We start from the raw sequence: 22,767 nt of genomic DNA on the forward strand, positions 1-22,767 counted from the left end.
CGGAAACCTCACACTGGAGCCTAGCGCGAAAATCTTTCCTTTTGCTTATGCGGTCCACAATGATCGGACGGAACGTCGAATGAACCTTTCGCGCCTGGCGCCGGCCCTGTTCGTGGTCCTGTGGGCCACCGGATTTATCGGCGCGCGTTACGCCATGCCATGGTCGGAGCCCTTCTCCTTCCTCGCGGTGCGTTTCGCGATCGCCTTCCTGCTTCTGGCCGGACTGCTCGCCTTCGTGCGCGCCAAACCGACGCGCCCGCGTGACCGGCTGCATGCGGCCTTCGCGGGCATGCTGATGCACGGCGTCTACCTGGGCGGCGTCTTCTGGGCGATCCGCCACGGCATGCCGGCGGGACTTTCGGCGCTGATCGTGGCGCTGCAGCCGCTGATCACCGCGGTGGTGGCCGGCTTCTCCCTCGGCGAACGCATCCTGCCGCGACACTGGCTGGGGCTGGCGATCGGCTTCGTAGGCGTGGTGATCGTGCTTCTTCCCAAGCTCGGCACGGTCACGAGCGGGGTGACAGCCGCGACGCTGGCCGCCTCCGTGATCTCGGTGGTGGGCATGAGCGCGGGCACGATCTGGCAGAAGCGCTTCATAACCGGCGTCGATCTCGTGCCGGTGACCCTCTACCAGTATCTCGGCGCCACGCTCCTGATGGTGGTCGGATCGTTCGCACTCGAGACGCGCACCTTCGTGCCGACCGGCGAACTCCTGCTGGCGCTGGCATGGTCGGTGCTGGTGCTGTCGCTCGGCGCGATCTTCCTCCTGATGTACCTCATCCGCCACGGCGAGATGTCGAAGGTCTCCTCGCTGTTCTACCTGGTGCCGGCGGTGACGGCACTGATGGCCTGGGCGCTGTTCTCGGAGGAACTGACGGCCCTCCAGATCGCCGGGATGGCAATCGCCACCCTTGGCGTGGCGCTGGCGACCGTTCAGCTGCCGATGCGGGCGCGCGCCTCCCGGTAACGGCGGATCGCGGCGTTGAGTTCGCCGCCGAGGATGAAGATCACCGAGATGATGTAAAGGAAGATCACCGCGATCATGATCGAGGCCAGTCCCGCATAGGTCGAAACATAGGTGGAGAACTGCTCGAGATAGGTGGCGAAGATGGTGGAGCCGGCGACCCAGCCGACCAGGGTGAAGACGATGCCCGGCAGGATGTCGCGGATCCTGCGCTTGCCGGCGGGTAGCCAGAAATGGACGCAAACCAGCCCCACGACGATGACCGAGGACGCGATGATGTATCGCCACAGCGTGATCGTTCCCATGTAGGGCGCGAGCCAGATGAACTCCCTTTCCGCGATCCGCGCCACCAGGGGCGCCAGCACGAGCAGGATCGAGATGGCGAGGAAGCCCATGGTGGCGATGAGCACGAAGGCGAAGCTCTGCAGCCGCCGCATGATGAGGGAGCGGCTTTCGGCGACGCGGTAGGCGCGGTTGAGCGAGACGCGCAGCGCCTCGATGCCGTTGGAGGCGAAGAAGGCCGCGAAGATGACGCTGATGGTGAGGAAGTCGCCGCGCTGCACGGTGAGCACGTTGGTGACCTCGCGCGCGATCGGCTCGGCGATCTCCCGGGGCCAGGTGTCGAAGACGAGATGCACCGCGGTGTCGGCGAAGGCGTTGGCGCCGAGGAAGGAGGCGAGCGCGGTGGCGAAGATGAGGAAGGGAAACAGCGCAATGAGAGCGGAAAGCGCGAGATGGCTTGCCATAGACCAGCCGTCGTCCGTATCGAAATGGCCGATTGCGTCGGCCAGGATCCGCCGGGTCGCGGCGACCTTGCGCATGAAACCTCCTTGCGGCTGCCGTCCAGTGCCGACTATGTGAAGTTCAACCGCCAGCAAGGCAAGTCGCTCCCTCACTCCAGGAGAAAAGATGGCTTCCAGCCGAACGATCATCGTGACCGGCGCCTCATCGGGGATCGGCGCATACTGCGCCCGGGCGCTGAAACGGGACGGCTGGCGCGTCTTTGCCACGGCGCGCAAGCCGGCGGACCTGCAGCAGCTGGAAGCAGACGGCATCGAAGCCTTCTACATGGACTACCGCGAGGCGGAATCAATCGCCGCGCTCATGGACGAGGTGCTCGAGCGGACGGGCGGGACGCTCGACGCGCTCTACAACAACGGCGCGCACGCTCAGGCCGGCGCGGTCGAGGACCTGCCGATGGCGGCGCTGCGCGAGCAGTTCGAGGTGAACTTCTTCGGCTGGCACGACCTGACGCGGCGCACCGTGCCGGTCATGCGCCGGCAGGGTCACGGCCGCATCGTGCACTGCTCGTCGATCCTGGGACTGGTGCCGGTGAAGTTCCGCGGCGCGTATGCAGCGTCCAAGTATGCGATCGAGGGGCTGATGCTGTGCCAGCGTGCGGAGCTCCAAGGCAGCGGCATCCATGTCAGCCTCATCGAACCGGGCCCGATCGAATCGCGGCTCGCCGCGACCGGGCTCGGCTGGTTCGAGACCCATATCGACGTCGAGAACTCGCCGCACCGCGAGGAATACCAGGCGCAGCTCGCACGCCTGAGGGCCGGCGGCTCGAAATCGCGGCTCAAGCTGAAGCCGGACGCCGTCTACACCGCGCTGAAGCACGCTCTGGACAGCCGCGCACCGCGACCGCACTACCTGGTCACCACGCCGGCGCGGATCGGCGCGGCGATGAAGCGGCTGCTGCCGGCGCGGCTTTTCTACCGCATGCTGACTTCGCAGGCCTGACGCCCTAAATCGTCGCCATCGTCCCTCCGAACCGGAAAGAACGCCATGTCCACCGTCTTCAACATCCTTGCCATCCTCGTGATGGTGGCCGTGGTGGTCGTGCTGGTGCGCGGTCTCGTCAACATGATGCGCGGCGGCTCGGGCAACACCTCCAACAAGCTGATGCAGGCGCGCGTGTTCCTGCAGTTCATCGCGCTGGTGCTGATCATGCTGGCGCTGTGGTACAGCCGCAGCGGCGGCCCGGCCTGAGGAGGCCGACGGCATGGTCAAGCTCAACAAGATATACACCCGCACCGGCGACGACGGGACCACGGGACTGGTGCACGGCGCGCGGCGGCGGAAGTCCGATCCGCGCATCGAGGCATTCGGCACGGTGGACGAGGCCAACGCCTGCATCGGGCTGGCGCGTCTTCATACCGGGACGGACCACCCCGAGATCGACCGGATGCTGGCGCTGATCCAGAACGACCTGTTCGACCTCGGCGCCGACCTCGCCACGCCCGGCGACGACCCGACCCAGGGCTACGAGCCGCTACGGATCGTGGCCGCGCAGGTGGAGCGCATCGAGGCCGACATCGACCGGCTGAACGAGAGCCTCAGCCCCCTGCGCTCCTTCGTGCTGCCGGGCGGATCGCCGGCGGCCGCGGCGCTGCACCTGGCGCGCACGGTAGCGCGGCGGGCCGAACGGGCGATGGTCGAGGCGGGCAGCACCGATGAAGCGCCGATCGGCGCCGAGGCGATGAAGTACATCAACCGCGTGTCCGACTTCCTCTTCGTGGCCGCCCGGGCCGTCAATGGCAACGGAACCGCGGACGTGCTATGGGTTCCGGGGGCAAATCGCTGATTCCGGGAGGGGGCTTCGGGGAATGTTCATTCCACTTCACGATGCGAACAACCTGAAGCACATCAAACTCCAGTACATCACCTTCGGGCTCATCGCCGCAAACGTCCTGGTTTTCCTGACCATGTCGATCGCGGGCAGCGGAAGCTCGCAGGCCGCCGCCTACGGCTTCGGCTACATCCCCGCCGTGGTCAACGACGTGGCGGAACTGCCGCCGAACCTGGTGCTCCTGCCCGAGGGCTTCACCTACGTCACCTATGCCTTCCTGCACGCCGACATCATTCATCTCGGCGGCAACATGCTGTTTTTGTGGGTGTTCGGCGACAATGTCGAGGACGCGCTCGGGCACTTCCGCTTCCTGCTCTTCTACTTCGCCTGCGCGGCGGCGGGTGCCGCGCTGCACGGGGCGATCGATCCCGGCTCCGGCATCCCGCTGATCGGCGCCTCGGGCGCGGTGGCCGGCATCGTCGCGGCCTACCTCATCCTTCACCCGAAGGTGAAGGTGTGGGTGCTCGCCTTCGGCCGCATACCGCTCAGGATTCCCGCCTTCATCCCGCTCGTGCTGTGGGTCGGCTTCCAGGTGCTGATGCTGGGCGCGGGAGACGACAGCGGGATTTCGTGGGCGACCCATGTCGGCGGCATCGTCGCCGGCGCCGTCCTGATCCTCATCTTGCGCCGGCCGGGCGTGCCGCTCTTCGACCGCGCCATCGTGACGCCCGATGCCGTGGTGACTGAGGCGGATGCGCCCCCTGTGGTACGATCGGGGAAGGTGCCGCGCTGGGGGCGGTGAGGTCCTCGAATGGTCGCCCCTTTCGGGACGTCACGAAAACACTATCGCGCCGTCCATTTCCCCGTGCCGTTGTGACATTGCACATTTCCCGAGGAGGCGAATTTGCACCAGCCTCCGGGTGTCTTGATCGAGATCATGCTTTTGGTGTGCCCGGTGACGGGCCGGTCCTTCAGCATGTTCCGCTTTTCATTGTAGCGAAGACGGAACGTCTGGCCTTTCAGATTGCCGGTCGAGAACGATGCCACCACCGTTTGGCCGTCGCGCAGCAGCGGGCCAGCGATCGCGGGCGCCGATGCGAAAGCAGTCGCAGCGGCGAGAACGAGTGCCGGTAGAACTCTTGTCATCAAACTCCCCTTCGATGTGCGATCCGGCAGGGAGAGTGACTTGACGGTGCCGGCCTGTCACTACCGAACTGCGTGAAAATAGGAAGGCGACGGAAAAAATTCGGCAAAAGCATAGAAAATCCAGTTGGATATCCTAAGATCGGCGTAAGGGTGCAACGGGAGGGTGAAGCTTTGGGGGAAAGGACACCGTGGGGCCACCACCAGCGGTGGCACGAACTGCTCGATGCCGTCTGCATCGAAGAAGGTCATGACGACAACATGGCGCTCGCCAACGACCTGAGCGCGGTTTCGGGCAACCGCAGCGGCGAGGCCTTCGAAGCCGCGCTGAAGAACCTTCGCAATTGGCGCAATGGCACTCACCTGCCCCAGAGACGCAATTTCATCCTTCTGACGAAGGCGCTGCATGTCGATTCCCACGAGGGTTTGAAGAAGCACTGGACGCATCTCTATGCGGAAGCGCGACGGGATGCGAAGCGGGAACCCGCGCATTCCAGAGCGGTCCCATCGATGCGCGCCTTGCCCGCCGCGACGATGCTTGCCACGATTGCGGTCCCCATGATGATCGTCGGGGCGGGTCTCGTCTTCATCATGGGATTCGAGGTTTCCGCGCAGGACGGGGCATCGGCGGACGTCGAATACCGCAAGGCCGTATCGCTGAAAGTCGGCGAGTCCATCGTCGTCCACGGGGCGCGGGGCAAATGCGGCGAGGAGCCGCCCGTATGGGAGAAGGTGCTCCCGATGTTGCCGGAACTGGAGATCGGTCACTGGTCGGAAGGCAATATCGGCACACGCTACAGCCGCAAATGCGGCGGCCCGACCCCCGCCCGGGGAATCGTGCTGAATGCAACGAGATCCGGCCAGGCGGAGGTCACGCTGTTCGGGGATCCGGTGAAGATCGAAGTCGACTAGGGCGAAGTTTCGTCGTGCCGGCATCAGGCTCGTCGATCCAGGCGAAGTCCACCGGACGGCCGATCTGCGCTGAACTCGTCGGGTCTGCGGGCAAGGCAATCGGGTGTCGTCTGGGCCGCCCTTTCCAGCCCCCGTATTGACGTAAACGTCAATGGACCATAGGTTCCGCCGCGATGGTGCGCGGGCGCACGGCCGGTTTTCGGGGCCGAATGTCGGGTTCGGGCTAGCGGGCGCCGCGGTGGCAGTGTTAAACGCCGCCCAGCATATTTCACGAGAAAGGTTCGACGCCGATGAAAGTACTTGTCCCCGTGAAGCGGGTGGTTGATTACAACGTCAAGATCCGCGTCAAGTCGGACGGCTCGGGCGTCGAGCTGGCGAACGTCAAGATGTCGATGAACCCGTTCGACGAGATCGCCGTGGAAGAGGCGATCCGCCTCAAGGAGGCCGGCAAGGCGGACGAGATCATCGCCGTCTCCGTTGGGCCCCAGCAGGCGCAAGAGACCATCCGCACCGCGCTCGCCATGGGTGCCGACCGCGGCATCCTGATCAAGACCGACGGCGTGGTGGAGCCGCTGACGGTGGCCAAGCTGCTCAAGGGCGTGGTCGAGGCCGAGGGGCCGGAACTCGTCATCCTTGGCAAGCAGGCGATCGACGACGACGCCAACCAGACCGGCCAGATGCTGGCGGCGCTGCTCGGCTGGAGCCAGGGCACCTTCGCCTCCAAGCTGGAGCTCGACGGCGACAAGGCCAAGGTGACGCGCGAGATCGACGGCGGCCTGCAGGTCATCGAGCTGAAGATGCCGGCGATCGTGACGACGGACCTGCGCTTGAACCAGCCGCGCTATGCCTCGCTGCCCAACATCATGAAGGCCAAGAAGAAGCCGCTCGACGAGAAGAGCCCGTCCGACTACGGCGTGGAAGTGGCGCCGCGGCTCAAGGTGCTGAAGACCGAGGAGCCGGGCGGCCGCAAGGCGGGCGTCAAGGTCAAGACCGTCCAGGAGCTCGTCGACAAGCTCAAGAACGAAGCCGGCGTGCTTTGATTTCGGTGCCAGGAAAGGAATAGAACAATGGCCATTCTCCTCGTCGCCGAACACGACAACGAAACCGTCTCCGACCAGACCGCCAAGGCGCTCTCGGCCGCGCTGAAGATGGGCTCGGAAGTCGACATCCTCATCGCCGGCAAGGGCGCGAAAGCCGCCGCCGACGGCGCGGCGAAGCTCCAGGGCGCCTCCAAGGTGCTGCTGGCCGAAGCCGACGAACTCGCCGAGCGCCTCGCCGAGCCGCTGGCGGCGCTGGTGGTGTCGCTGGCCGGCAAGTACGACGCGCTGGTCGCGCCCGCCACCACCATGGGCAAGAACGTCATGCCGCGGGTCGCCGCGCTTCTCGACGTCATGCAGGTGTCGGACGTGATCGAGGTCGTGTCGGCCGACACGTTCAAGCGCCCGATCTACGCCGGCAACGCCATCCAGACCGTCCAGGCGACCGATGCGAAGAAGGTGATTACCGTGCGCACGGCGACCTTCCAGGCGGCGGGCGAAGGCGGCTCTGCGTCCGTCGAGAGCATCGCGGCGGCAGGCGATCCCGGCCTCTCGTCTTTCGTCGAGAACAAGATCGCCCACACCGACCGTCCCGAACTGACCTCGGCCCGGATCATCATCTCGGGCGGCCGCGCGCTCGGCTCCTCGGAGAAGTTCCAGGAGGTGATCACGCCTGTGGCCGACAAGCTGGGTGCCGCGATCGGAGCAAGCCGCGCGGCCGTCGACGCGGGCTACGCTCCCAACGACTGGCAGGTCGGCCAGACCGGCAAGGTGGTCGCGCCCGACCTCTACATCGCCTGCGGCATCTCCGGCGCGATCCAGCACCTGGCCGGCATGAAGGATTCCAAGATCATCGTCGCCATCAACAAGGACGAGGAGGCACCGATCTTCCAGGTGGCCGACTACGGCCTCGTCGGCGACCTGTTCCAGATCCTGCCGGAACTCGAAAAGGCGCTTTGACGTCCGTCACGCGCAACGCGTAGAATGACTCCAGGCCGGAGCGGCGGACAGCCGCTTCGGCTTTCGCTTCGCGGCTGACTAGGATAGAAGCGCAGGGGTTCACAGGGTCACCCAGATGGCAATCCAGACCGTAGGCATCATTGGCGCTGGACAGATGGGCAGCGGCATCGCCCATGTCGCGGCGCAAGCCGGCTACAAGGTCCTCCTGCACGACATTTCCGGCGATCGCATCGAGAAGGGCATCGCCACCATCAACGGCAACATGGCGCGGCAGGTATCGTCGGGAAAACTCGACGAATCGGTACGCTCGCAGGCCATGGCCAGCATAAGCTCCGCGCCGAAGATCGAGGATCTCGCCGGCGCCGACCTCGTGATCGAGGCGGCGACCGAGGACGAGACGGTCAAGCGCAAGATCTTCACGCAGTTGTGCCCGGTGCTCAATCCCGAAGCGCTGCTGGCGACCAACACCTCGTCCATCTCGATCACCCGCATGGCAGCGCAGACGGACCGACCGGAACGCTTCATCGGCATTCATTTCATGAACCCGGTGCCGCTAATGAAGCTGGTGGAGCTGGTGCGCGGCATTGCGACGGAGGATTTCACCTTCGAGGCTGCGAAGTCGTTTGTGGTCAGCCTCGACAAGACGGTGACGGTGGCAGAGGATTTTCCCGCCTTCATCGTCAACCGCATCCTCCTGCCGATGATCAACGAGGCGATCTACGTGCTTTACGAAGGCGTGGGATCGGTCGAGGCGATCGACACGGCCATGAAGCTCGGCGCCAACCATCCCATGGGACCGCTGCAGCTGGCCGATTTCATCGGACTGGATACCTGTCTGTCGATTATGCAGGTGCTGCACGACGGGTTGTCGGATTCCAAGTACCGCCCCTGCCCGCTGCTCGTGAAATATGTCGAGGCGGGCTGGCTCGGCCGCAAGGCCGGCCGGGGCTTCTACGACTATCGCGGCGAGAACCCGGTTCCCACGCGCTGAATCGATAAGGATTTGAAAAGGCTATAGGGGCCGCGGCGGGCTGCCGCGGCCTGGGCGGTCAGTGGAGCGGCTGCCTGAGATCGTTCGAATCGTAGGCCTGGACGTGGGTCAGTTCGATGCGGTTGCGGCCGCCGTTCTTGGCCTGGTAGAGACGCCGGTCTGCAATGCGATAGAGCTCGACGAACTCGAGCTGGTCCTCGAAGCTCACCCCGCCGACGCTCACCGAGAGCGGATGGTGCGTGCCGCGCGGCCGGAACGACATCTCGTTGACGGCCCGGCGGATGCGCTCGGCGACGGCCACGGCGTTCTGCTGGCTTGCGCCGGGCAGGAACACGCCGAACTCCTCGCCGCCGAGTCGGCCGACGAGATCGCCCTTGCGGACCTGGCCGCGGATTTCGGCGGCGATGATGCGCAGCGCCTCGTCACCGTGGTCGTGGCCGTAGGTGTCGTTGATCGCCTTGAAGTGATCGGCGTCGATGATGAGCAGAGCGCCCTTGATCCGCTTGGACTTGCCGCTGTGCTCGCCGAGCTGGAGGTCGACCTTCTCGGAGAAGCTTCCCCGGTTGAGGCAGGCGGTCAGGCTGTCGGTGGAGGCTACCACGCCCAGGCGCTGGTTGGCGATGCCGAGCTCGCGCAGCTTTAGCACCAGGAACAGCAGGATTGGCCCCGCCAAGATGACCGAAAGCGCCACCGCTCCAGCCAAACCGTGCGTGAACTGCAGATCGCCCAGACCCGAGCGCCAGAGATACTCGTAGCTGCTCGAGACGACGACGCACCACAAAGTTCCCAGAACCGTCCACCGGAACAGCCTCGAAGCTGCAAGCCGGGAAAGACTGAAATCGAATATTCCTCTTAACGCCTCAGGCATGCCTGCACCCCCTTCTGGTAATGACTTACCGCAGGATAAGGAACGCCGATAAACACCCGATTAGCGATTCGGTAAGGTTTTGAACCGTGCTGCTAACCGGTGGTTAAGCAGATCCGCAAGTACGGCATGGGCATGGCTCCGGCAGCGTCGGCGCGGCCGGCGTTTCCAAGTGGAATCGGGCGGCCCGGCACCGTCACTCGCGGCGGTACAGGAGCCAGTTCTTGGAATTCTTGAGATCGGGAAGGGAGGAGTAAAGCGTGGTCTGGTTGCGCCCGTTGGCCTTCGACATGTAGAGGGCGCGGTCGGCCTTGGCGTAGAGGTCCTCGGGGTTCTTGGCCATGGAACCCATGCAGATTCCCACCGAGACCGTCACTGCGCCGCCGTTGGCGGCGATCTGGCCGTTCAGCGGAACCAGTTTCTCGATCGCGGCCCGGAGGTTTTCGGAGAAGTCGAAGACCGCCGTTTCGGTCAGGCCTTCGACGATGACCGCGAATTCCTCGCCGCCGGTCCGGGCGACGATCATGTTCGGAGAGGCGGAGGTGCGGATCAGGCCCGCCACGTGCTGGATGATCTTGTCGCCGACGGGATGGCCGTAGCGGTCGTTGATCTGCTTGAACCGGTCGATGTCCAGGATCATCAAGGCGCTGAAGACCGCCTTCTTCGCATCGTCGTAGACCTGCCCGATCGCCTTGTCGAAGGCGCGGCGGTTGAAGAGCTGCGTCATCGGATCGGTGTCGGCGAGCCGCTTGTACTCCTCGAGCTTGGTCTTGACCTCCTCGAGCTCCGCCGACTTGTCGATCATGGCATTGGCGAAGTTCCTGCCCTGCTCGACCTTGGAATCGGTGGCGGACGACATGATGCCGGCGATGCGCTGCAGGATCTCCTGGGTGACGACGTCGCGTTTGCGCAGTCCGTCCGAACTCTGGGTCAGGATCGAACCGTAGCGCTCGAGCTGGAGCCGTTCCTTGTCGAAGAGGATCATGACCTCCTCGACCTTGTTGGCGATCTGCTCGCGGACATTGTCGACGAACAGCTGGTTGCTCGTCTGGATGAAGTACTTGATGCTGAGACGGTCGAGGTCCTCCTGGCGCGGACGGTTTCCCAGCGCGCCCAGATCGGCATTCAATGCTGGGTTGCAGCCGGCAAAGACCTCGTAGAAAATTTCGTAGTTCCTGGGTGAACCGATGACACCCATTGCGCGCATGGCGAGGGCGATCTTCGTCGCGATATCGGAAACCGGAGCGGTAGGAGCGTTGCCGCCCGACGACCTTGCACTGGAGACCTGCGTATTCATCCGCCCTCACCCGAATATCACGCGGGATGGCCGGCGGCGGATCCATATCCACCACTCGACCCCACATCCCGTCGAGGACGGAACATGTTCTGCGCGTCAGTCCGGGTCCCCACCCACCAGGTTCCCTCGCTGCATCTGACGTTAAGGTAAGCTGCCTAATTCTCCGTAAACGGTACCAACAAATCGACGGGAGCGCTCGTAATCTAATCGTAGAGGTTGCAGTCTTCAGACCCGCAGCGGCTTCGCTACCCTCTCCTCGGTGCCGAAAACGCGCAGGTATCGGGCGATCGCCGCCGGGTCCCCGGTTGCCTTCTCCGGATTGTCGGAAAGCTTCACCGCCGGCCGGCCGTTCGCCTCGCTGACCTTGCAGACGATGGAGATCGGCTTCAGCCCCTCGATCTCGACCGGCGCGCAGCCTTCGAAATCATTGGTCAGGTTGGTGCCCCAGCCGAAGGTCATGCGGACCTTTCCGTGGAAATGGTGGTAGGCGCGTTCGATCGTCTCCACGTCGAGCCCGTCGGAAAAGACGATGAGCTTCTCGCGCGGGTCGCGGCCATGCTGCTTCCACCACGCGATGATCCGCTCGCCGCCCTCGATCGGCGGGGCGCTGTCGGGCCGGAAACCCGTCCAGTCGGCGACCCAGTCGGGCGCGTGGCGCAGGAAGGAGGCCGTGCCGAAGGTGTCAGGCAATACGATCAGGAGGTTGCCGCCGTAGTAGCGGTTCCAGTCCTGGAGCACCTTGTAGGGGGCTGCCACGAGCGCCTCCTCGCTGTCGGTCAGCGCGGCAAGCACCATGGGCAGTTCGTGCGCGTTGGTTCCGAGTGCCTCGAGATCGGCGTCCATGGCGAGCTTGACGTTGCTGGTGCCGGTCAACGCGGAGCCCAGGCCTTCCTTGAGCGCCTCCACGCACCAGCGCTGCCACAGGAAGGAATGCCTCCGGCGGGTGCCGAAGTCGGAGATGCGCAGGTCGGGAAGCGCGCGCAGCCGCTCCACCTTGGACCACATGCGCGCCTTGGCGCGGGCGTAGAGCACGTCGAGCGTGAACGGCCCCATGGATTTCATTGCCGCGCGCGAGCGCAATTCGTTGATGATGGCGAGCGCGGGGATCTCCCACATGCTCGTTTCCTTCCACTTGCCGTGGAAGTGGAGCTCGAACTGGCCGTCGCGGCGGGTCAGTTCGTATTCGGGGAGCTGGAAATCGGCGAGCCAGGCGAGGAACTCGGGCTGGAATATCTGCTTGCTGCCGTAGAAGGTATTGCCGGCGAGCCAGATCATCTCCTTCTTCGACATGCGCAAGGTGCGGGCGTGGTCGAGCTGCTCGCGAAGTTCGCTCTCGGCGATCTCGTCGGAAAGCCGCACCGACTGGGTCCGGTTGATCAGCGAGAAGGTGGCGTCGACCTCCGGATAGAGGCCCCAGATCATCTGGAGCATCAGGAGCTTGTAGAAATCGGTGTCGAGGAGGCTGCGGATGATCGGGTCGAGCTTCCAGGTGTGGTCGTGCACCCGCTTGGCGATGTCGTTCTTGGTCAAGTCAGCACCCTCCTCCGGAGCCGGCATACGGCGCCCGAACCGCGCGAGCGGTCTAGGATGAATTCCGACATGCGGCAAGGCACGGCTGGGCGGATCGAGCCCACGGCGCGCGTTCAGCGGGTGTGCAGGCGCACCTTCTCGCGGATCTGGGCCAGCGTGAACGGCTTCGGCACCACCTCGACGATGATGTCGCGCAGATCCTCGGCCTGCTCGCGCTGTTCGGCATAGCCGGTGACGAGCATGATCTTGAGCTTCGGAAAGAGACGGGCCGCTGCCTTCGCCATCTCGATGCCGTCCATGGCGGGCATGCGGATGTCGGAGACCACAAGGTCGTAGCCGCCGTCGTTGTGGCGAATGCGGTCCAGGCCGAGTTCGCCGTCCTCGGCGGTCTCGACGTCGTGTCCGTCGCGCTCGAGGGCGCGGGCGGCGAGGGTGCGGACGGGTTCGTCGTCTTCGACGATCAGTATCTTGCTCATATCGCTAAAATGCAGCGTAGAATCTTGTGGTTCCGTAAAGCAAGAGCCGAAAATGGCTCAACCGGCGGCGTCGCCCTTGACCACGCCGACGAATGGAAGTTCGCGGAAAGCGTGCGCCACGTCCATGCCGTAGCCGACGACGAAGTAGTCCGGGCAGTCGAAGCCGACATAATCGGCCGCGATCTCGGTCTGGCGGCGGCTGTGCTTGTCCAGAAGCACGGCGATGGAGACGCTGCGGGCGCCGCGCGACAGCATGAGCTCGCGCGTGAACTTCAGCGTCTTGCCGGATTCCAGGATGTCGTCGATCAGCAGGATGTCGCGGTCGGCGACATCGTTGTCGATGTCGCGCAGTACCTTGACCTCGCCGCTGGTGGTTCCCGTGCCATAGCTGGAGATGAAGATGAACTCGACTTCCGGCGAGGCGCCGGCATCGTGCATGGCCCGGATCAGGTCGGCGGCGAAGATGAAGGAGCCCTTGAGGATCGAGATCACAAGGAGGTCCTTGTAGTCCTTCGAGGCGATGTCCTTGGCGAGTTCGAGGTTGCGCCGCGCGATCGCGGAGGCGCTGAAAAGGATCTCGATGTCTTTTCTGCGCACCACCGGCATCGGCCTTACCTTTCGCTCATCTTCACGGACACGCCAGCGACGCCTCCGATCGGCACGTCGACCCGGCTGGAAAACCTGACTTCGGCGCCGGGTGCGATTCCCGTTCCCGCCGGGTCGAGGGTGTAGCGGGTCACGCGGCCGCCGTCACCCGTTACCTCGATCAAAAGCGGGGGAACGGCGTCGGCCACGGTTCCCTGGTTGACGACGGCGCCGTCGATGACAAGCAGCTTGCGGCCGCCATGGCTCTCGACGCGCGAACTGAGTTCGGCGATCCGCAGCCGCTCGGGCTTGGCGGCGAAGCTGGCGAGAACGGGTCCGGCCAGCACGTGGCCGCCGGAGATCCAGAAGGCCGCCAGCACCATGAACGCGCCGCAGGTCCAGAAGGCGACGCCGCCGCGACGGCTTGGCCGCTCCTCTGGCGCGCCGGCGGCGCGGCGCAAGATGTCCATGCCGGCGACCGAGCCCTCTGCGCCGGGCCGCGGCACGTTTTCGGAGGAGGCGCGTGTCTCCTCCCGCAGCGGCGGGCGCGGCTCCTGCGCGGCAACGGTTTCATATTCGGCGTCGACGATGTCGTCGCCGGCCGCGCGGGCGGACCTTGCGTCGCGCTCGGCCGTCATGATTTCGCCCGAGACAGGGCGGACTTGTCGTTCGACCATCGGGGGCGGCAATCCTTTCGCGAATCCCTTACAAGGGGTAAATGGAATTGGTTAACGTTTCGCTGCCCGCACCAACGCTCGCGACGCGGTGCCGGACAGCGATTTTACACTCCGTTAACCATGCGGCGGGAATGTCGTCGGCTCCGCACCAACCGCGCAAGGACAAGTCGAGGCCGCAGACAAAGTGATCCGATTCGAAAACGTCGGCTTGAGATATGGAATGGGTCCGGAGATCCTCCGCGACATCTCGTTCCAGATTCCGAAGGGCTCGTTCCAGTTTCTCAGCGGTCCCTCCGGGGCCGGCAAGACGACGCTGCTCAGGCTGCTTTTCCTGGCGCTCGCGCCGACGCGCGGGCTTATCACCGTGTTCGGCAAGGACCGCACGCTGATCAAGCGCAACGAACTGCCGCATCTGCGCCGCAAGATCGGCGTCGTCTTCCAGGATTTCCGGCTTCTCGACCACATGACCACCTACGAGAACGTGGCCCTGCCGATGCGCGTCCGCGGCCGCGACGAATCGAGCTACCGCAACGACGTGGTGGAGCTACTGAAATGGGTGGGGCTCGGCGAGCGGATCAACGTGCTGCCGCCGGTGCTCTCTGGCGGGGAGAAGCAGCGCGCCGCGATCGCGCGCGCCCTGATCGAGCAGCCCGAGATCCTGCTCGCGGACGAGCCGACGGGCAATGTGGACCCGACCCTGGCGCGCAGGTTGCTGCGGCTCTTCATCGAGCTGAACCGCTCGGGCACGGCCGTCGTCATCGCCACGCACGACCTGCAGCTCATGGACCAGGTCGACGCGCGGCGCATGGTGCTGGCCGAGGGGAGGCTCACCCTGCATGACTGACACCGGCGCCGCGAGCGGACCCCGCACTTCGACGGACGCGACGTTGCGCCGCCGCACGCCGATCGTGCCGCAGCAGAGCGTGGCAGGACGGGCCCTCATCATCGTCATCGCCATCATGACCTTCCTGTCATGCCTGACGCTCGGCGCCGTCACGCTCGTGCGCGATACCGCCGCCGTCTGGCAGACGCAGATCGCACGGGAGGCCACCATCCAGATCAAGCCCGACGACGATTTCGACATCGAGCAGGCGCTGGTGGAGGCGCGCGACGTCGCGGCGGGTTTCGCGGGCGTGCGCTATGCCACCATCGTGGACCGGGAGGCGACGGCGCGGCTGCTCGAACCCTGGCTCGGCGCGGGGCTCGACATCGACGAGCTTCCTGTGCCGCGCCTGGTGATCGTGACGATCGACGAATCGGCACCGCCCGATTTCGCCGCCATGCGCAGTTCGCTGCAGGCCGCGGTCGAGAACGTGAGCCTGGACGATCACCGCAACTGGGTCGACCGGCTGATAACCATGGCGCGCACGACCGTCACGATCGGATTGGCGGTGCTGGTCCTGATGCTGTCGGCGACGATCATGACCGTCGTCTTCGCCACCCGCGGCGCCATGGCCGGCAACGAGCCGGTGATCGAGGTGCTGCATTTCGTCGGGGCCGAATCACGCTTCATCGCGGCGGAGTTCCGGCGCCATTTCCTCTGGATCGGGCTCCAGGGCGCGGCCGTCGGGGGCCTGGCGGCGGTCATCGTCTTCGTCGGCTTCGGCTGGTGGTCTTCGATGAACCTCGCAACGCCGGAGGCGGACCAGGCGACCGCGCTGTTCGGCAATTTCGCCATCGGTGCGACCGGCTATGCCGGCGTGGTGATCGTGCTGGCGATCGTGGCGGCACTGACGGCGGCGACGTCGCATGCCACCGTGGTTTCGCGGCTGAACCAGATCGAGATCGGCCGTACCGACCATGGCTGAGGCGCCGAGATCGCTGGCAGCAGATGAAGAGCCGTCCGATCGTCCGGGCGAACCCATCCGGCATCTACCGAAAGCCGCAATTGCGGGATATGTCTTCGACATGGCGAGCGAAACGACGGGCGACGGCGCCGATCGTGTGGAGAATCAGGGCAAGAAGCACCCCTCGGGCCGCGGGTCGCGCGGGCTGATGTGGCGCGGCGCGCTCGTCTGCCTGGCCCTCGCCTCGCTCTGCTTCGTGATCGGCTTCGGCTGGTTCGCCAACAGCATCAGCCTGCTGAAGACCCCCGCCGACCCGCCGCCGGCCGACGCCATAATCGTGCTGACCGGCGGACAGTTCCGGCTGGATGCCGCCATCGACCTGCTGAGGTCCGGCAAGGGAGAGAGGCTTCTGATCAGCGGCGTCAATCCGGTGGCGCGCGACGCCGAACTGCGCGAGGTGACCGGGCTCGACGAGAGGCTCTTCGCCTGCTGCGTCGACATCGACCGCGCGGCGCTCGACACGATCGGCAACGCGACCGAGAGCGCCAAATGGGTTCACGAGCATGCCTACCGCTCGGTGATCCTCGTCACCAACAACTACCACATGCCGCGCAGCCTGCTGGAAATGCGCCGGCTGCTCGGCGACACCCGTCTACAGCCCTATCCCGTCGTCAACAGCCGGCTGGACGGAGGCGACTGGCTGATGAAGCCGGATGCCGTACGGGTGCTGTTCACCGAATACACGAAGTTCCTGACGGCGGTGGCCCGCAGCGTCTTCATCGCCAGCGATGGGCACACGACGGTCGCATCCTCGCGCATGAGCGGGGATTGACGGACCGTCCGCTGTTCCCCTGAGCCCGGGTGGGTGATACCAACCCGCAGAACGAACCGGACCGGGCGCCTTTCATGATTGTTCTGCGATCGCTGGCATTCAACATCGCATTCTATGTCAGCCTCATTTTCCAGATGATCTTCTGGACGCCCTTCTATTTCATCTCGCCGCGCCGCATCGCCTGGTTCGTGCCGAAATTCTGGTCGCGCTCCAGCATGTGGCTCCAGACGGCCATCGTCGGCACCAGATTCGAGATCACCGGGCTGGAGAACCTGCCGGAGGGTTCCTTCATCCTGGCGCCGAAACACCAGTCCTTCTGGGACGCCATCGCCTTCTTCCCGTACCTGAAGGACCCGCTCTACATCCTGAAGCGCGAACTGATGTGGATCCCCTTCTTCGGCTGGTACATCGCCAAGATGCGCATGATCCCGGTCAACCGCGGCAAGCGTTCCGCGGCGTTGAAGGCCGTGACCGAGGCGACACGCCGTGAGTTCGCCCGCAATCCGCGTCAGCTGATCATCTACCCCGAAGGGACCCGCCGCGCGCCCGGCGCGGAGCCGAACTACAAGTGGGGCATCGTGGAGCTCTACTCCGAACTGGGCATACCGGTGGTACCGGTCGCGCATGTGGCGGGGCTCTACTGGCCGCGGCGCAAGTTCATGCGCTATCCCGGCACCATCAAGGCGCGTTTCCTGCCGGCGATCCCTCCTGGCCTCAGCAAGGAGGAGTTCATGAAGCGTCTGATCGCCGAGACGGAAGCGACGGTGGACGAACTGCTGATCGATGCCGCCGAGGCCCCCGACGCCCCGCCCCTGCCGCCGACCGCGGTCGACCGGCTGGAAAAGCTCGGGCGCTCGCCGCGCGCTTCTTCCGCGCCGGCTGCGTGAGGCGGACGTCATGTCCGACGGTCGGCTTCTGACCACGATCGGCTTCGATGCCGACGACACGCTGTGGCAGAACGAGCAGTTCTTCCGCATGACGGAGAAGCGCTTCGCCGAACTGCTTGCCGACTTCGCCGAGCCGGACCATCTTTCCGAGCGGCTGCTGGAAGCCGAGCGGCGCAACCTCGGCGTCTACGGCTTCGGCATCAAGGGCTTTACGCTCTCGATGATAGAGACGGCCATCCAGGTGACCGGCGGCCGCGTGCCGGCCGGGGTGATCGAGAAGATACTGGATGCCGGGCGCGAGATGCTGTCGCATCCGGTCGAGACCCTGCCGCATGCCAGGGAGGCGCTGGAGCGGATCGCCGGCAGCCATCGCATCCTGCTGATCACAAAGGGCGATCTCTTCGACCAGGAGCGCAAGCTGGCGCAATCCGGCCTCGGCGAGCTGTTCGACGGGGTCGAGATCGTCAGCGACAAGAAGCGCCAGACCTACGAGCGCGTCTTCGCCGAGTACGGGGACGGCCCCGAACGCGCGATGATGGTGGGCAATTCGCTGAAATCCGACGTGGTACCGGCGATCGAGGCCGGCGGTTGGGGCGTGCACGTACCGCACGAACTCACCTGGGTGCTCGAGCATGTCGAACCGCCGAGCGGCGAGCCGCGCTTTAAGGCGATCGAGCATCTGGGCGAACTCGCCGGGATCGTCGAAGAGATCGGCTGAGCGGCGATGGCGCGCGCATGATCCGGGCGCTGATGCTCGACGTCGACGGCGTGCTGGTCACCGGCCGGCCAGAAGACGGACTGAACTGGGCCACCGATCTCGAACGGGATTTGGGCGTGTCCGGGAGACCTGCATAAGGAATTTTTCGCTCAGCACTGGGACGAGATTATCGTCGGGCGGGCCGACCTCCCGGAGCGCCTTTCGGCTTCTCTGACGAGGATCGCTCCGCATGTCTCGTGCGACCGGCTCATTGCTTACTGGTTTGAAAAGGATTCCGGGCTGGACACCGCCATCGTGGACGACATCGCCGCGAGCCGGGCCGCTGGACTGAAGGTCTGGCTCGCGACGAACCAGGAGCATATGCGCGCCAGATACCTGATGGATGTGCTGGGCCTGGCGGAACGCGTCGACGGGATCTTCTACTCCGCCGCACTGGGCTGCCGGAAACCCGAAGGGCGGTTCTTCCGCGCGATCGAGGCAGCGACCGGGTTCGCGCCGGAAGAGCTGCTGCTGGTGGACGACACGCCCGCGAACGTCCATGCGGCCAGGGAGGCCAAGTGGCACGCCGTCCGCTGGGACGGCAAACGACCCCTCTCGGCTATTTTGGACGACTATCGCTAACCGGTCGCGCCGCCCGGCTGGATCTGCGCAGACGGAAGCAGCCTGGCGACCTCTTCCAGCCAGTGGTCGCGGATGCCAAGGGCCTTGAGGTGCTCGACCGTGTTGAGAACGTATTCCTCGTTGGGCCCCGAGCGGCCGACCGCGCCGTTTACGCGGGCGGCGGCGTCTTCGGCGGCGAGGGCGCCGGCATATTGTTCGTGCTTGCGATCGACCACGTAGGACACCCCTGTGACCCGCTCGCCGGTCTGGAGCGTGAGCGGCAGTTGCCGCTCGAGATAGACGGCGGTGACCAGTTCACGCTCGCGCAGATAGGCCATCACCTCGTCGCGCAGGTCGCCCGGAACGCGGAAGGCGAGCCCGATGCATGAGCCGCCGCGGTCGAGACCGAGCACCAGGCCCGGCCGTTCCGGCGAGCCGCGATGCACGAAGGAGCGTACGCAGAGCGCGCGCCGGAAGCCGTGTAGACGGGCGCGGACCGTCTCGGTATGGGCGAATCCGGGCCGCCAGATCAGCGAGCCGTAGCCGAACACCCAAAAATCGCCCATATGCAGACACCTGATCGCCGAGGAACCGGAGCAATCCGGCCGGCGAGGGTTAGCGAGGGCAAACCGATGGCGTCAAGCGAAAGACCCGCGAGGAGCTACAGCCGGAGGTTCGCCTGGCTGGCGGTAGCGATCGTCGCCGTCATCGGGCTCTACACCGCCGGCTGGTTCTACGTGGCGTCCCTGCTGGAAGCGGAGGCCGGCGAGGCGATCGCCCGCGTCGAGCGCGATGGTGGCGTGGCGCTTTGTGCCAACCGGGAGACGCGGGGCTATCCCTTCCGCATCGGGCTCTTCTGCGACCGCATCGGCGTCACCGATGCCGAGGGCAAGGTGGAGATCAGGGGCGAGGGCTTGAGGACCGCCGCGCAGATCTACGATCCATTCCGGATCGTCGGGGAACTGGACACGCTGCGGATCGGCTATCCCGGCCGGCAGCCGGGCGTGAACGCCAGCGCGAGCGACATGCGGTTCAGCGCATCGGTGGCACAGCCGCTGCCCGAACGCGCATCCGTCACGTTGCGCGGGATCTCCGTGGACGCCGAGGCGACGGGGAACGATCTTCCCGTCTCGCTGAAGGCCGCGACGGGCGAGGCCCACATGCGGCGCAACGCCGGCGACCTCGACGTGGCCATGCAGGCGCAGGACGTCAGCATCACGCCGCCGGGCATGGACGGAGCGGTGCTGTTGCCGCTGGTCAGCCTCGACCTGACCGTCGAGGACGGGGTGGAGCGGATCGCGCAACGTATGGAGAGCCTCCGCGGCACGAGCATCGTGCTCAGAAGCGTGACGGTGTCGCTCAGCGAGGACGCGGGCGTAACTGTCTCTGGTCCGGTCGCGATCGATTCGCAGGGGCTGGTGGACGCGAGCCTCCAGATCACCGTCAACAAGCCGGCGGTCGTCGCTGCCCGGCTCGGCGAGGCGCTGCCGGCGCAAAAGGACACCATCCAGTCGGCGATGAGCGGCTTCGCGATGCTGGGCGACAGCCCTTCCCTGCCGCTATCGATCGAGAAGGGCGTCGCACGGATCGGATTCATCACCTTGGGGCGGGTGCCGGCGCTGAAGTGAGACTGCCTTGACCCTGCCGCTCCCAACGGTCGATCCGTCGAGCTCAGACCTTCTCCGGATGCGCCGCCACCTGGCGGCCGAAATCGGGGGCGTCGATTTCCTGGCCGGCTTCGATGATGGAACGGCGGATGGCGCGGGTGCGGGTGAAGAGGTCGAAGAGCTTGTCGCCGTCGCCCCAGCGGACCGCGCGCTGCAGCGAGGCGAGGTCTTCGGAGAACCGCGCCAGCATTTCGAGGATGGCGTCGCGATTGTGCAGGCACACGTCGCGCCACATGGTGGGGTCGGAGGCGGCAAGGCGCGTGAAGTCGCGGAAGCCGGAGGCCGAATACTTGATGACCTCCGACTTGGTCACCGATTCCAGATCGTCCGCGGTGCCGACGATGTTGTAGGCGATGATGTGCGGAAGGTGGGAGACGATCGCTAGCACCATGTCGTGGTGCTCGGGGTCCATCGTGTCGATGTTGGAGCCGCAGCGGCGCCAGAACTCCGACAGCCTCGCCACGGCTTCGGGATCGGCGCCGGGGGGCGGGGTGAGGATGCACCAGCGGTTCTCGAAGAGTTCGGCGAATCCCGCATCCGGACCGGAGCGTTCCGTGCCCGCGATCGGGTGGCCGGGGATGAAGTGCACGCCGTCCGGCACCTCGGGCATCATCTGCGCGATGACGGAGGCCTTGGTGGAGCCGACGTCGGTCAGGATCGCGCCGGGCTTGAGGGCCGGCGCGATGGCGCGCGCGACCTCGCCCGACGATCCGACGGGCACGGAGACGATGACGAGGTCCGCGCCTGCGACGGCGTCCTTCGGGTCGGCGTGGTACTCGTTGCCCAGGCCGAGCTCTTCCGCGCGGGCAAGCGTGGCGGCGCTGCGGCTCGAGATCGAGACCGTCCCGGCGAGGCCCTCGCGGCGGATGACATGCGCCAGCGAGGAACCGATGAGGCCGATGCCGATGAGCGCGACGCGGGCAAAAAGCGGCTCGGCCATCACGGTTTCAGGAACTCGGTCAGCGCCGAGACGACGCCCCGGTTCGCCTCTTCGGTGCCGATCGTCATGCGCAGCGCGTTCGGGAAGCCGTAGCCTCCGACGCGGCGCAGGATGTAGCCGCGCTGCGTGAGATAGTCGTCGGCAGCCGCGGCGGAGTGCGCCTCGTCGGGGAAGTGGATGAGAACGAAGTTGCCGACGCTCGGGGTGACCCGGAGGCCGAGCTTGGTCAGTTCCTCCGTCAGCCAGACGAGCCATTTGTCGTTGTGGGCGACGGCCTCCTCGACATGGGCGCGGTCGCGGATCGCGGCGATGCCGGCCTCGATCGCGACGGCATTGACGTTGAAGGGACCGCGCACGCGGTTCAGCGCGTCGATGATGTGGGCCGGGGCGTACATCCAGCCGAGGCGGGCGCCGCCGAGGCCGTGGATCTTGGAGAAGGTGCGCGTCATGACGACGTTCTGGGAGGACGCGACGAGTTCCATGCCGGACTCGTAGTCATTGCGCCGCACGTACTCGGCATAGGCGGCGTCGAGCACCAGGAGGACGTGCTTCGGCAGGGCGGCGTGCAGACGGCGCACCTCCTCGAACGGGATGTAGGTGCCGGTCGGGTTGTTCGGGTTGGCGAGGAAGACGATCTTCGTCTTCTCCGTGACCGCTGCCAGGATGGCGTCGACGTCCGCCGTCTCGTCGGTCTCCTTGACGGCGACCGGAACCGCGCTCGCGGCTTGGGTATAGATGCGGTAGACGAGGAAGCCGTGCTCGGTGAAGATCGCCTCGTCGCCCGGCTGCAGGTAGGTGAGCGCCAGCAGGCCCAGCACCTCGTCCGAACCGTTGGAGCAGATGATGTTGGCCGGGTTCAGCCCGTGCACCTCGGCGATCGCTTCGCGCAGGCGCGTGGCCGAACCGTCGGGGTAGAATTCGAGCTTGCCGGCGACGTCGCGCACCGCGTCAACCGCCTTCGGCGAGGCACCGAGCGGGCTCTCGTTGGACGAGAGCTTGTAGACCGTCTTCACGCCGGCCGGCGCCGCGCTCTTGCCGGGCACGTAGGCCGCGATGTCCATGACGCCGGGTTTCGGCTCGGGGCGCTGTAGCTCGGTCATGATGGCGGTCCTGTCGGATGGAGCTGGCTGTGCCGGAAGGCGGCTTCCTCTAGCAAAGCTTTGAAGTTGACGCAAAGGGACGGCGGGGATATTAAGCGGGCGAACGTCGTGGTGATTTGGCCGGTCGGCTTGCAGCCACGTTAAACAACTCGCTAAAGGGCCGATTGCGGATCGTAACCGGCTTGCCTTAGCGCAATGCCGGTTTTTTTTGGTCGGCAGAAGGAAGC

At 65.6% G+C, this 22,767-nt stretch carries 26 protein-coding genes, 1 pseudogene and 1 riboswitch; of the genes and pseudogenes, 16 read left to right on the top strand and 11 right to left on the bottom strand.

What is annotated here, in order from left to right; translation table 11 throughout:
* The first annotated feature begins 79 nt into the window (after positions 1-79).
* Positions 80-967: a DMT family transporter gene (locus BSQ44_RS23070; protein ID WP_072607393.1), complete on the top strand. Its 888-nt coding sequence runs from the start codon at positions 80-82 to the stop codon at positions 965-967.
* Here the strand turns inward: BSQ44_RS23070 and BSQ44_RS23075 are convergent.
* Positions 934-1,785, bottom strand: coding sequence for a YihY/virulence factor BrkB family protein (locus BSQ44_RS23075; protein WP_072607394.1), 852 nt, complete (start codon positions 1,783-1,785; stop codon positions 934-936). The genes BSQ44_RS23070 and BSQ44_RS23075 overlap by 34 nt on opposite strands.
* Positions 1,786-1,873: 88 nt before the next feature.
* On the opposite strand from BSQ44_RS23075, the gene BSQ44_RS23080 reads away from it, so the two are divergent.
* The 4 genes from BSQ44_RS23080 to BSQ44_RS23095 are packed head-to-tail and all read left to right on the top strand — an operon-like array spanning position 1,874 to position 4,338.
* Positions 1,874-2,707 carry an SDR family oxidoreductase gene (locus tag BSQ44_RS23080; protein WP_072607395.1) on the top strand — a complete coding sequence of 278 codons (834 nt, stop codon included), beginning with the start codon at positions 1,874-1,876 and terminating at the stop codon, positions 2,705-2,707.
* A gap of 45 nt (positions 2,708-2,752) precedes the next feature.
* The gene (locus BSQ44_RS23085) at positions 2,753-2,956 is read left to right on the top strand and encodes a twin transmembrane helix small protein (protein WP_072607396.1); all 204 of its coding nucleotides are present in this window, start codon (positions 2,753-2,755) and stop codon (positions 2,954-2,956) included.
* 13 nt (positions 2,957-2,969) lie between these two features.
* Entirely contained in the window at positions 2,970-3,551 is a 582-nt protein-coding gene (locus BSQ44_RS23090) for a cob(I)yrinic acid a,c-diamide adenosyltransferase (RefSeq protein WP_072607397.1), read from the top strand.
* A gap of 22 nt (positions 3,552-3,573) precedes the next feature.
* Positions 3,574-4,338 (top strand): rhomboid family intramembrane serine protease, encoded by a 765-nt coding sequence (locus tag BSQ44_RS23095; RefSeq protein WP_072607398.1) that lies wholly within the window; start codon positions 3,574-3,576, stop codon positions 4,336-4,338.
* Between the two features lie 41 nt (positions 4,339-4,379).
* On the opposite strand, the gene BSQ44_RS23100 is transcribed toward BSQ44_RS23095, so the two are convergent.
* Complete coding sequence (locus tag BSQ44_RS23100) at positions 4,380-4,682, bottom strand: hypothetical protein (RefSeq protein WP_072607399.1); 303 nt, start codon at positions 4,680-4,682, stop codon at positions 4,380-4,382.
* 171 nt (positions 4,683-4,853) lie between these two features.
* On the opposite strand from BSQ44_RS23100, the gene BSQ44_RS23105 reads away from it, so the two are divergent.
* The 4 genes from BSQ44_RS23105 (at position 4,854) to BSQ44_RS23120 (ending at position 8,579) form a co-directional block, all read left to right on the top strand.
* Positions 4,854-5,591 carry a hypothetical protein gene (locus BSQ44_RS23105; RefSeq protein ID WP_072607400.1) on the top strand — a complete coding sequence of 246 codons (738 nt, stop codon included), beginning with the start codon at positions 4,854-4,856 and terminating at the stop codon, positions 5,589-5,591.
* A 290-nt stretch (positions 5,592-5,881) separates the two neighbouring features.
* Positions 5,882-6,631 carry an electron transfer flavoprotein subunit beta/FixA family protein gene (locus BSQ44_RS23110; protein WP_072607401.1) on the top strand — a complete coding sequence of 250 codons (750 nt, stop codon included), beginning with the start codon at positions 5,882-5,884 and terminating at the stop codon, positions 6,629-6,631.
* Between the two features lie 27 nt (positions 6,632-6,658).
* Entirely contained in the window at positions 6,659-7,588 is a 930-nt protein-coding gene (locus BSQ44_RS23115; RefSeq protein ID WP_072607402.1) for an electron transfer flavoprotein subunit alpha/FixB family protein, read from the top strand.
* A 115-nt stretch (positions 7,589-7,703) separates the two neighbouring features.
* The gene (locus tag BSQ44_RS23120; RefSeq protein WP_072607403.1) at positions 7,704-8,579 is read left to right on the top strand and encodes a 3-hydroxybutyryl-CoA dehydrogenase; all 876 of its coding nucleotides are present in this window, start codon (positions 7,704-7,706) and stop codon (positions 8,577-8,579) included.
* 58 nt (positions 8,580-8,637) lie between these two features.
* On the opposite strand, the gene BSQ44_RS23125 is transcribed toward BSQ44_RS23120, so the two are convergent.
* From BSQ44_RS23125 to BSQ44_RS23150, 6 genes are all read right to left on the bottom strand, one after another.
* Entirely contained in the window at positions 8,638-9,447 is an 810-nt protein-coding gene (locus tag BSQ44_RS23125) for a GGDEF domain-containing protein (RefSeq protein ID WP_072607404.1), read from the bottom strand.
* A 193-nt stretch (positions 9,448-9,640) separates the two neighbouring features.
* The gene (locus tag BSQ44_RS23130) at positions 9,641-10,741 is read right to left on the bottom strand and encodes a GGDEF domain-containing protein (RefSeq protein WP_072607405.1); all 1,101 of its coding nucleotides are present in this window, start codon (positions 10,739-10,741) and stop codon (positions 9,641-9,643) included.
* 225 nt (positions 10,742-10,966) lie between these two features.
* A complete protein-coding gene (gene pncB, locus BSQ44_RS23135; RefSeq protein ID WP_072607406.1) occupies positions 10,967-12,271 on the bottom strand; it encodes a nicotinate phosphoribosyltransferase in 1,305 nt (434 codons plus the stop codon).
* 113 nt (positions 12,272-12,384) lie between these two features.
* Positions 12,385-12,747, bottom strand: a complete 363-nt coding sequence (locus BSQ44_RS23140; protein WP_072607407.1) for a response regulator — start codon at positions 12,745-12,747, stop codon at positions 12,385-12,387.
* Positions 12,748-12,804: 57 nt separating this feature from the next.
* The gene (gene hpt, locus BSQ44_RS23145) at positions 12,805-13,353 is read right to left on the bottom strand and encodes a hypoxanthine phosphoribosyltransferase (protein ID WP_072607408.1); all 549 of its coding nucleotides are present in this window, start codon (positions 13,351-13,353) and stop codon (positions 12,805-12,807) included.
* A gap of 5 nt (positions 13,354-13,358) precedes the next feature.
* Positions 13,359-14,009, bottom strand: coding sequence for a hypothetical protein (locus BSQ44_RS23150; protein WP_072607409.1), 651 nt, complete (start codon positions 14,007-14,009; stop codon positions 13,359-13,361).
* 184 nt (positions 14,010-14,193) lie between these two features.
* Here BSQ44_RS23150 and ftsE point away from each other — a divergent pair, with 184 nt between their 5' ends.
* The 6 genes and pseudogenes from ftsE to BSQ44_RS23180 all read left to right on the top strand — a co-directional run bounded on the left by ftsE (position 14,194) and on the right by BSQ44_RS23180 (position 18,854).
* Positions 14,194-14,853, top strand: coding sequence for a cell division ATP-binding protein FtsE (ftsE, locus tag BSQ44_RS23155; RefSeq protein ID WP_072607410.1), 660 nt, complete (start codon positions 14,194-14,196; stop codon positions 14,851-14,853).
* Complete coding sequence (locus tag BSQ44_RS23160) at positions 14,846-15,817, top strand: cell division protein FtsX (RefSeq protein ID WP_072607411.1); 972 nt, start codon at positions 14,846-14,848, stop codon at positions 15,815-15,817. Before ftsE ends, BSQ44_RS23160 begins: the two co-directional genes overlap by 8 nt.
* Before the next feature lie 187 nt (positions 15,818-16,004).
* Entirely contained in the window at positions 16,005-16,628 is a 624-nt protein-coding gene (locus BSQ44_RS23165) for a YdcF family protein (RefSeq protein WP_072608241.1), read from the top strand.
* Between the two features lie 74 nt (positions 16,629-16,702).
* Positions 16,703-17,515: a lysophospholipid acyltransferase family protein gene (locus BSQ44_RS23170; protein WP_072608242.1), complete on the top strand. Its 813-nt coding sequence runs from the start codon at positions 16,703-16,705 to the stop codon at positions 17,513-17,515.
* 10 nt (positions 17,516-17,525) lie between these two features.
* Entirely contained in the window at positions 17,526-18,233 is a 708-nt protein-coding gene (locus BSQ44_RS23175; protein ID WP_072607412.1) for an HAD family hydrolase, read from the top strand.
* A 20-nt stretch (positions 18,234-18,253) separates the two neighbouring features.
* Positions 18,254-18,854 (top strand): annotated as a pseudogene (locus BSQ44_RS23180) (HAD-IA family hydrolase).
* On the opposite strand, the gene BSQ44_RS23185 reads toward BSQ44_RS23180, so the two are convergent.
* On the bottom strand, positions 18,851-19,399 hold the full coding sequence (locus BSQ44_RS23185) for a gamma-glutamylcyclotransferase (RefSeq protein ID WP_072607413.1): 549 nt from the start codon (positions 19,397-19,399) through the stop codon (positions 18,851-18,853). The pseudogene BSQ44_RS23180 and the gene BSQ44_RS23185 sit on opposite strands and share 4 nt — an antisense overlap.
* Positions 19,400-19,465: 66 nt before the next feature.
* Between BSQ44_RS23185 and BSQ44_RS23190 the strand changes: the two genes are divergently transcribed.
* A complete protein-coding gene (locus tag BSQ44_RS23190) occupies positions 19,466-20,461 on the top strand; it encodes a DUF2125 domain-containing protein (RefSeq protein WP_072607414.1) in 996 nt (331 codons plus the stop codon).
* 43 nt (positions 20,462-20,504) lie between these two features.
* Here BSQ44_RS23190 and BSQ44_RS23195 read toward each other — a convergent pair whose 3' ends face one another.
* Both BSQ44_RS23195 and hisC read right to left on the bottom strand, forming a co-directional pair.
* Entirely contained in the window at positions 20,505-21,440 is a 936-nt protein-coding gene (locus BSQ44_RS23195) for a prephenate/arogenate dehydrogenase family protein (protein ID WP_072607415.1), read from the bottom strand.
* Positions 21,440-22,540, bottom strand: a complete 1,101-nt coding sequence (gene hisC / locus BSQ44_RS23200) for a histidinol-phosphate transaminase (protein WP_072607416.1) — start codon at positions 22,538-22,540, stop codon at positions 21,440-21,442. The genes BSQ44_RS23195 and hisC overlap by 1 nt, the downstream gene beginning before the upstream one ends.
* A gap of 98 nt (positions 22,541-22,638) precedes the next feature.
* Positions 22,639-22,716: riboswitch (SAM riboswitch) on the top strand.
* The last annotated feature ends 51 nt before the right edge of the window (positions 22,717-22,767 follow it).

It is taken from the genome of Aquibium oceanicum (assembly GCF_001889605.1).
GTDB lineage: Bacteria > Pseudomonadota > Alphaproteobacteria > Rhizobiales > Rhizobiaceae > Aquibium > Aquibium oceanicum.